The 8,037-nt window shown below is 70.7% G+C and carries 8 protein-coding genes; 5 read left to right on the top strand and 3 right to left on the bottom strand.

Annotated elements, in window-relative coordinates:
* Window positions 1-3: 3 nt before the first annotated feature.
* Entirely contained in the window at window positions 4-1,152 is a 1,149-nt protein-coding gene (locus tag Q9R33_RS17265; RefSeq protein ID WP_311294508.1) for a heparan-alpha-glucosaminide N-acetyltransferase domain-containing protein, read from the top strand.
* A gap of 191 nt (window positions 1,153-1,343) precedes the next feature.
* Here Q9R33_RS17265 and Q9R33_RS17270 read toward each other — a convergent pair whose 3' ends face one another.
* A complete protein-coding gene (locus Q9R33_RS17270) occupies window positions 1,344-1,961 on the bottom strand; it encodes a hypothetical protein (RefSeq protein ID WP_311294509.1) in 618 nt (205 codons plus the stop codon).
* Window positions 1,962-2,037: 76 nt separating this feature from the next.
* Here Q9R33_RS17270 and Q9R33_RS17275 point away from each other — a divergent pair, with 76 nt between their 5' ends.
* Together Q9R33_RS17275 and argH are read left to right on the top strand one after the other, a co-directional pair.
* Complete coding sequence (locus Q9R33_RS17275) at window positions 2,038-2,205, top strand: hypothetical protein (protein WP_311294510.1); 168 nt, start codon at window positions 2,038-2,040, stop codon at window positions 2,203-2,205.
* A 443-nt stretch (window positions 2,206-2,648) separates the two neighbouring features.
* A complete protein-coding gene (argH, locus tag Q9R33_RS17280; RefSeq protein WP_311294511.1) occupies window positions 2,649-4,082 on the top strand; it encodes an argininosuccinate lyase in 1,434 nt (477 codons plus the stop codon).
* Between the two features lie 26 nt (window positions 4,083-4,108).
* Here the strand turns inward: argH and Q9R33_RS17285 are convergent, their stop codons facing one another.
* Both Q9R33_RS17285 and Q9R33_RS17290 read right to left on the bottom strand, forming a co-directional pair.
* Entirely contained in the window at window positions 4,109-4,705 is a 597-nt protein-coding gene (locus tag Q9R33_RS17285; RefSeq protein ID WP_056370002.1) for a hypothetical protein, read from the bottom strand.
* A 4-nt stretch (window positions 4,706-4,709) separates the two neighbouring features.
* Entirely contained in the window at window positions 4,710-5,309 is a 600-nt protein-coding gene (locus tag Q9R33_RS17290; RefSeq protein ID WP_056370000.1) for a hypothetical protein, read from the bottom strand.
* Window positions 5,310-5,509: 200 nt separating this feature from the next.
* On the opposite strand from Q9R33_RS17290, the gene tyrS reads away from it, so the two are divergent.
* Together tyrS and Q9R33_RS17300 are read left to right on the top strand one after the other, a co-directional pair.
* A complete protein-coding gene (gene tyrS, locus Q9R33_RS17295) occupies window positions 5,510-6,811 on the top strand; it encodes a tyrosine--tRNA ligase (RefSeq protein ID WP_311294512.1) in 1,302 nt (433 codons plus the stop codon).
* Window positions 6,812-6,856: 45 nt separating this feature from the next.
* Window positions 6,857-7,678 carry a DUF4184 family protein gene (locus tag Q9R33_RS17300; RefSeq protein WP_311294513.1) on the top strand — a complete coding sequence of 274 codons (822 nt, stop codon included), beginning with the start codon at window positions 6,857-6,859 and terminating at the stop codon, window positions 7,676-7,678.
* Window positions 7,679-8,037 lie beyond the last annotated feature (359 nt).

Consider the following 8,037-nt stretch of genomic DNA (forward strand, 5'->3'; position numbering starts at 1 on the left):
GCGGTGAGCGGGCGAGAGCTGAGTGACACCGAGCGCCCCGCGCCGCGCGCCGACGGCTGGCTCGCCACGCGCTGGGAGCGTCTGAACGGTCCCGCGCGCATCGGCGGGGTCGATCTCGCGCGCGGTCTCGCGGTGCTCGGAATGTTCGCCGCGCACCTGCTCTGGATCACCGAGCCCTTCGACGTGCTCGAGCCCGATACCTGGATCGCCGTCGTCTCGGGCCGGTCGTCGATCCTGTTCGCGACGCTCGCGGGTGTGTCGATCGGCCTCGTCACCGGAGCGGGGGCGCCGCTCACGGGCGATGCGATGAGCACCGCGCGAGGGCGGCTCGCCGTGCGGGCAGGACTGCTCTGGGTGCTCGGCATCCTGCTCATCGCCACCGGTGTGCCCGTCTTCGTGATCCTTCCGGCCTATGCACTCATGTTCCTGCTGGCGCTGCCGCTGACATCCCTGCGGGCGCGTGTGCTGCTGCCGCTCGCCGCGGGGCTGGCACTGGTCCTGCCGTTCGTCCAGATCGTCCTCGACGCGCTCCCGTTCTGGCGTACCCCGATCGGCGGCCCGGTGTCGCTCGGACTCGGGTGGCACTACCCGTTCACGACCTGGATCGTGTTCGTCGTGGCCGGCCTCGGCGTCGCGCGTGCCGGCGTGACTCGGCTGCGGGTGCAGGTGTGGCTCGTCATCACCGGAACCCTGCTCGCCGCGCTCGGATATGGGCTCGGGGCGGCGACCGGTGCAGACCCCGAGGCCGAAGCGGCAACGTATCTCGGAGCGCTCTGGACCGTCCGCCCGCACTCCACCGGACTGCTCGAGGTGATCGGCTCCGGCGGCTTCGCACTCGCCGTCCTCGGGCTATGTCTCCTCGCATGCCGCACGTTCCTCGTGTGGGTGGTGCTGCCGTTGCGGGCCGTAGGGGCGATGCCGCTGACCGCGTACACGCTGCAACTCCTGGTGTGGGCCGCCGTCGCCGCCGCGGTGCTCGACCGGGTCGGCGACCTCATCGGCTTCCGCGCGCTGCTGCCCTTCTGGCCGCTCGCCATCGGCACCGTCGTCCTGTGCACCGCGTGGGCGCTCCTCATCGGCCGCGGCCCGCTCGAGACGCTGCTCGATTCGGCCTCGCGCTTCGCCGTGCCCGCCGGTCGGTTTCCCCGCTGACGCGACACCTGCGGGCGGGTCGGCCGCTGTGGTCGTTCCGCGCGCGGGTTGCGGCGCCACGGGCCGACTCGGCGTCCGGGGTCTGGGCTGGCGGGGCAGGCGGGGCGGGTCGGGTTGGCCGCTGTGGTCGTTCCGCGCGCCGGTTGCGGCGTCACGGGCCGACTCGAGGGGGCGGCGAGTTCGGGGCGTGATCAGCCGCGCCAGCCGGCGCGGGCGAGTGCGGTGCGCACCCGGGAGACCGCCGCCGCGGGGGTGGGCTTCATCTGCGCCGACGTGATCCGGAGCACCTCCCACCCTTCAGCGGCGCACGCCGCGTGTTTGAGGATGTCCCGCTCCCATTGCGCGGCGTCCCTGCGGTGGTGATCGCCCTCGTACTCGATCAGCACCCGGTACTTCGCGTACGCGAGTTCCGTGTAGCCGATCGGCGTGCCGTCCGAGGCGATCACGTCCACATCGAGCTCGGGTTCGGGGAGTCCCGCTCGGATGAGCGCGAGCCGCAGCTCGGTCTCCCGCGCCGATGAACTCCCGACCCGGATCTGCGAGAACGCATCCCGTAGCTTGGCGGCCCCCCGCCGCGGCTGAGCGGCGACCGATTCGAGGGCGGCGATGCTCGCATGCGCATCCGAAGGGCGGCCGCGCCGCATGCCTCTCGCGCGGGGAACACGGACGATGGCGTCTCCCACGGCGATGAGCTCGTCCACCGTGAGCAGCTCGGCGAGGTGTGCCCAGGTGGTCGCGGCATCCGTCACCCGGAAGCCGTCGCGCTCGGTCACGGCCGTGACTCCCGCGCGGAACTGCCGCGCTCGCACTCCGGTCGCCTTCGAGGACCGGTGCGGATGAAACACGCCTGCATCGACGGGACGAGGCCGCGAACGCTCCACACCCGTGACACTCGTGGTCGCAGCATCCGTTCGTGGCGTCGATGCCGCCGCCCGCAGAACATGGCGAGGGAGAGGGAACTTCCAGATCACGGCTGCGGTGACGGACCAGAGGAAGGCGTGGGACGGAGCGATCGACTGGTACGCGCGCGCCCGGCTCACGATGGCAGCCTGAAGCAGCCTCGCCTCCCGTGCAGCAGTGCCCTCGTCAGGCACCCAGGGCTCTGGCTCGGGCATCCGGGCTCGTGCGCCGCGAAAAGGCTTGTCGAGATCATCGTTCCGAAGCCGTCGCGACGACAGCCCCGCCGCCCTCGCCGCCGCGACGGAGAAGCTGTCACCCAGCGACGAGGGCAGGGGGCGGGGCTTGCGCGGCATATCGTCATCGTCCCTGGCGTGGCGTCCCGCAAGGCGCGGGCAGAACGTATCTCTGGACAGCGACCCCGTCTGGTCTGGTGTGGAGGAGCAGACGACGGCTGCTCGACGGCCGTTGTGGTCGCTGTGGGCGGCGCGGAGGGCCGACTCGGCGCCGCTCGATTGCGACGGCACGGATGCCGCACCTCGGTCGGCGACGATGACATACCGGCGGTCGGGCGGGTGGCGCGTCGGTAGGCTGGTCGGGTGAGTGAATCGAAGGGCGACGGCGGGACCAACGAGGGCGCACTGTGGGGGGCCCGCTTCGCGTCGGGGCCGTCCCCGGCGCTCGCCGAGCTGAGTCGATCGACCCATTTCGACTGGGATCTCGCGCTGTACGACATCGCCGGCTCCCACGCCCACGCGAAGGCGCTGGCCGCGGCCGGGTACCTCACGGCTGACGAAGAGCAGTCCATGCACGAGGGTCTCGATGAGCTCGCACGGGGCGTGACCGACGGGACGCTTCGGCCCGCGGCATCCGATGAAGACGTCCACGGCGCTCTCGAGCAGGCGCTGATCGGCGTCGTCGGCGCCGAGCTCGGCGGAAAGCTGCGCGCCGGTCGCAGCCGCAACGACCAGATCGCGACGCTCGTGCGGATGTACCTGCTCGACCACTCGCGCACGATCGCGCGCGAGATCCTCCGCCTCGTCGACGCACTCGTCGCCCAGGCCGACGCCCACCCCGAGGCGATCATGCCGGGCCGCACCCACTTGCAGCACGCACAGCCCGTGCTCCTCGCGCACCACCTGCAGGCGCACGCATGGCCGCTGGTGCGTGACCTGGAGCGTCTGCGCGACTGGTCGGCGCGCGCGGCGGTGTCGCCCTACGGCGGCGGCGCCCTGGCCGGCTCGACGCTCGGGCTCGACCCGCAGCTCGTAGCGCGTGAGCTCGGGCTCGATCGTCCGGCGGAGAACTCTCTCGACGGCACGTCCTCGCGCGACGTGGTCGCCGAGTTCGCCTTCGTCACGGCCATGATCGGCATCGATGTCTCGCGCTTCGCGGAGGAGATCATCCTCTGGAACACGCGCGAGTTCGGCTTCGTGACCCTCGACGACGGCTACTCGACCGGCTCGAGCATCATGCCGCAGAAGAAGAACCCCGATATCGCCGAGCTCGCGCGCGGCAAGGCGGGCCGCCTCATCGGCAACCTCAGCGGACTGCTCGCGACCCTCAAGGCTCTCCCGCTCGCGTACAACCGCGACCTGCAGGAGGACAAGGAGCCGGTGTTCGACTCCGTCCGCACCCTCGAGACGGTGCTGCCCGCGTTCGCCGGCATGGTCGCGACCATGCGCTTCCACACCGACCGCATGGCGGCGCTCGCTCCGCAGGGTTTCTCGCTCGCGACCGACGTCGCCGAGTGGCTCGTGAAGCGGGGCGTCCCGTTCCGCGACGCTCACGAGGTCTCGGGGCACCTGGTCCGTGTGTGCGAGGAGAACGGCCTCGAACTGCACGAGGTCTCCGACGCTCAGCTCGCCGGCGTCTCCGAGCACCTCACGCCCGAGGTCCGCGAGGTGCTGAGCGTGGAGGGCTCGGTCGCGAGCCGCACCGGCGTCGGCGGCACGGCCCCCGTGCGGGTCGCCGAGCAGCGGGCCGAACTGGTCCAGCGCGTGCAGGACGCCGCGCACGCACTCGGACTCTGAGCCTTAGCTGCGCAAGCCGCTCGCGATCACCAGATGGCGAGTCGCACCAAGGCCGCGACGACGCACGCCCACACGAGGCTCGAGAGCGTGCCGATGATGAAGCGCTCGCGCGCCTCGGCGGTCGCGAGCTCTGAGAACCGGCCGATGCCCTTGAGTGCCACGACCACGGCGATCGCCTCGGGGAATCCGGCGATGATCCCGAGCGTCACTGCGACCCGCTCGAGGTAGCCGATCGTGGTGCCGCCGCGCATCACCTCGCGGACGGCGCCCTCGCCGGCGACGGCTCCCGGCAGCGACGGCGCGCGCAGGAGGATGCCGCCGTTGTCGCCCTCCTCGACGCGCCCGTGGCTCGCGATCTCGAGGATGCGCCGTGTGATCGGGTTGCCGCCGAGCACTCCGAGGGCGGTGCCGAGCATGGCGATGCCCAGCCCGAGGAGCAGCGGCACGTTGATGGGGGACACCGTCACCGCGAGCAGGCACAGGACGACGAGCACGCCCGCGACCACCAGCGGGATGGTCGAGGGCTTCCGGAGGCTGATCACCACCAGCACGAGTGCGCCGCAGAGCGCGAGGAACAGGAAGATCGTGAGCGCGGCGACGAGGATCACGTCCGGGGAGACCATGGCGTCAGTCTGGCACGGGCCCCGGACTCAGCCGTGCGAGCACGCGGACGAGCGCGGGCACCGCCGCCTCCTCGGTCCGAAGCCCCGCCGACTTCACGCGCAGGCTGACCGCGCCCTCCGAGATGCCGAGGCGCGCGGCGGCTTCGCGCTGCGTGATCTCCTCGGCGAGCAGGTCGTAGATCTCCCACCCCTCGGCAGTGCGCCGGTCGCGCAGCTCGACCAGCAGTCGCACGAGCGCCTCGGCGTCCGCCCCGCCCTCCGGTGCGGTGATCGCGACGCGGGTGGCGGCCTTCTTCGCGCGCTCGACCGCATCGCGCGCGTTCACGAAGGCCTCGCCGCGTGCGGCCCGGACGCTGTCAGGCAGCGGCGATTCCACCTCTCCGGCACCGACCCCGACGCTCCATCGACCCGAGCGGGTCAGGTCGAGCACGATCCCGAGCAGCGCTCCGGCGTCGGCCACCGCGACCTGGATCTCGTCGCCCGCGGTCCGCTCCGGAGCGAGCGCGAGGCCCTGGTGTCCCTTCGCGTGGACGGATGCCAGAGCCGCAGGTACGAGGTCTGCGCTGCTCCGGCTGTCGCGCTGGTCGCTGGTGATCACGAACATGGGCATTCCTTATGCGTGAGAGCTCAAGTGGCGGAAAGTTTAGCTTGAGGACCTCAGTATCACAAGCCTGTGAGCTAAAAACCCTCAACACTTAGCCCAGAGGCTGAAACGCGGAAGTGTGTCTTCCATCAGGCGGGCGGAGCGCCGCGCCGACCGTTCGCGGGCGGGGCGAGGCATCCGTCGCTGATAGCCTGGCGGGCGTGTCTGAAACCGTCGTGAGCGCGACTGCGCCCGCGATCGACCCCACGTTCGAGAACGTGTGGGACGAGATCGTGTGGCGTGGGCTCGTGCATGTGTCCACCGATCAGGAGGCGCTGCGCGCCCTTCTCGCCGGGGACCCGATCACGTATTACTGCGGCTTCGACCCGACCGCGCCGAGTCTGCACCTCGGAAACCTCGTGCAGCTTCTGACGATGCGCCGTCTGCAGCTCGCGGGCCACAAGCCGCTCGGACTCGTCGGCGGCTCGACCGGACTCGTCGGCGATCCGCGCCCGTCCGCCGAGCGCACGCTCAACACGCGCGAGACGGTGGCCGAGTGGGTCGGCTACCTGCGCTCGCAGGTGGAGCGGTTCCTCAGCTTCGAGGGCGACAACGCCGCGCGCATCGTCAACAACCTGGACTGGACCGCGCCGATGAGCGCGATCGACTTCCTGCGCGAGATCGGCAAGCACTACCGCGTCGGCACGATGCTCAAGAAGGACGCCGTCGCGGCGCGCCTGAACTCCGAGGCCGGCATCAGCTACACCGAGTTCAGCTACCAGATCCTGCAGGGGATGGACTTCCTCGAGCTCTACCGTCAGTACGGCTGCGTGCTGCAGACCGGCGGCAGCGACCAGTGGGGCAACCTCACAAGTGGCACGGACCTCATCCACCGCGTCGAGGGTGTGTCGGTGCACGCGATCGGCACGCCGCTGATCACCAACAGCGACGGAACGAAGTTCGGCAAGAGCGAGGGCAACGCGATCTGGCTCGACGCCGCGATGTGCAGCCCGTACCGCATGTACCAGTTCTGGCTGAACACCGACGACGCCGATGTGATCCAGCGGCTCAAGATCTTCACGTTCCTGACGCGCGCCGAGATCGAGGACTACGAGCGCCTGGTCGCCGACGAGCCGTTCCGCCGAGCCGCGCAGAAGCGCCTGGCTCTCGAGGTCACGGCTTTCGTGCATGGGACGGATGCTGCGGCCGCCGTCATCGCCGCATCCGAGGCCTTGTTCGGCCAGGGAGACCTCGCCGCGCTCGACGCGATCACGCTGCGTCACGCGCTCGAAGAGCTGCCCAACGCCACCGTCGCCTCGGGGACGAACGTGGTTCAGGCGCTGGTCGACACCGGCCTCGTCTCGAGCCTCTCGGAGGGCCGGCGGGCGATCGCCCAGGGCGGTGTCTCGCTCGACGGCTCCAAGGTCGAGGACGAGTCGGCGACCGTGTCCGGCGCTCTCCCCGGCGGAGTCTCGGTGCTGCGGCGCGGCAAGAAGACGCTCGCGGGCGTGTTCGTCGGCTGACGACGGGTGACGAGCGGCGTGGCTCAGTGGATGGACGGCTGACGGATGCCGTTCACCCCGAGCCACGCCGTCGTCGCGCTGCCGTTCGTGCGCACGCCATTGGTGCCCGCAGCGATCGCGATCGGCGCGATGGCGCCGGATCTGCCGCTGTTCGTCCGCGGACTGCCGCTGCACTACGGCGTCACGCATGCGTTCGGGTGGCTGCCGGCCACGATCGTGCTGGCATTCGGGCTGCTCCTCGTCTGGCGTCTGCTGCTGCGGCCGGCGGTGCGCGAGCTCTCGCCGCGGTGGCTGGCGGCGCGGCTGCCGGGGGAGTGGGATGCCGGCGCCGGCCCAGCCCTCCGCGAGACGCTCGCGATCTCGGGATCACCCGCGCGGGTGTCGTGGAGCGGGATGCTGCTGCTCGTCCTCTCGCTCACGATCGGCGTCGTGAGCCACATCGTGTGGGACCTGTTCACCCACGAGGGTCGGTGGGGGATGACCGCGATCCCCGCACTGGAGTCCGAGTGGGGACCGCTCCCGGGTTACAAGTGGCTGCAGCACGGCTCGAGCGCGATCGGACTGGCGATCCTCGGGATCTGGATGCTGGTGTGGCTGGTGCGCCGGGACCCCGAGGCACCCGCTGCGCGTGTGATGCCCTCGTGGGTCCGCCGGGTGTGGTGGGTGTCACTGCCGGTGATGCTGCTGGCGACGTGGGTGTGGGGACTCACCGTCTTCGGCCCGCTCGACGCGGAGTTCACCGTCGCCCACCTGGGCTATCGCGTGCTTCCGCCGGCGTGCGCAGTGTGGGGCGCGATCACCATCGTGCTGTGCGCTGTTGTGCAGGTACTCCGTCGACGCACCGCGGGAGCGACGAGTCCCGCGTGATTCCGCGGGTGTGGGCGTGCGAGTCGACGCACCGCGGGAGCGACGAGTCCCGCGTGATTCCGCGGGTGTGGGCGTGCGACACGCCCGGGGCGCGGCGCCGATTCGACGAGCCACCGGAGCGCACGTAGAGTATTACTTGTTCGCCCCACAGGGAAGCGGAGAGGCCGAGAGCCTTACCCCCCTCAAGTGGAGAACAACCCCCCTTCCTTCAACGCTCCTTCGAGCGTCCCGCATGCGGGTTCGGGATGGGGTGCCTGCCTCGGAGACCGCGGTCGCCGACAAGCCAGATCATCTGAAGGTCACGGCGTGTCGGTTTGACAGACGGGTCGGGCGGGATAAGATAGTGAAGTTGCCCAGCT

The organism is Microbacterium sp. PRC9 (genome assembly GCF_031844125.1).
Classification (GTDB): domain Bacteria; phylum Actinomycetota; class Actinomycetes; order Actinomycetales; family Microbacteriaceae; genus Microbacterium.

Coding starts and splice junctions, on each gene's coding strand:
- Q9R33_RS17285 (WP_056370002.1), bottom strand. CDS start 4,705: ATGGTCTCCCCGGACGTGATCCTCGTCGCCGCGCTCACGATCTTCCTG.
- Q9R33_RS17290 (WP_056370000.1), bottom strand. CDS start 5,309: ATGTTCGTGATCACCAGCGACCAGCGCGACAGCCGGAGCAGCGCAGAC.
- Q9R33_RS17300 (WP_311294513.1), top strand. CDS start 6,857: ATGCCGTTCACCCCGAGCCACGCCGTCGTCGCGCTGCCGTTCGTGCGC.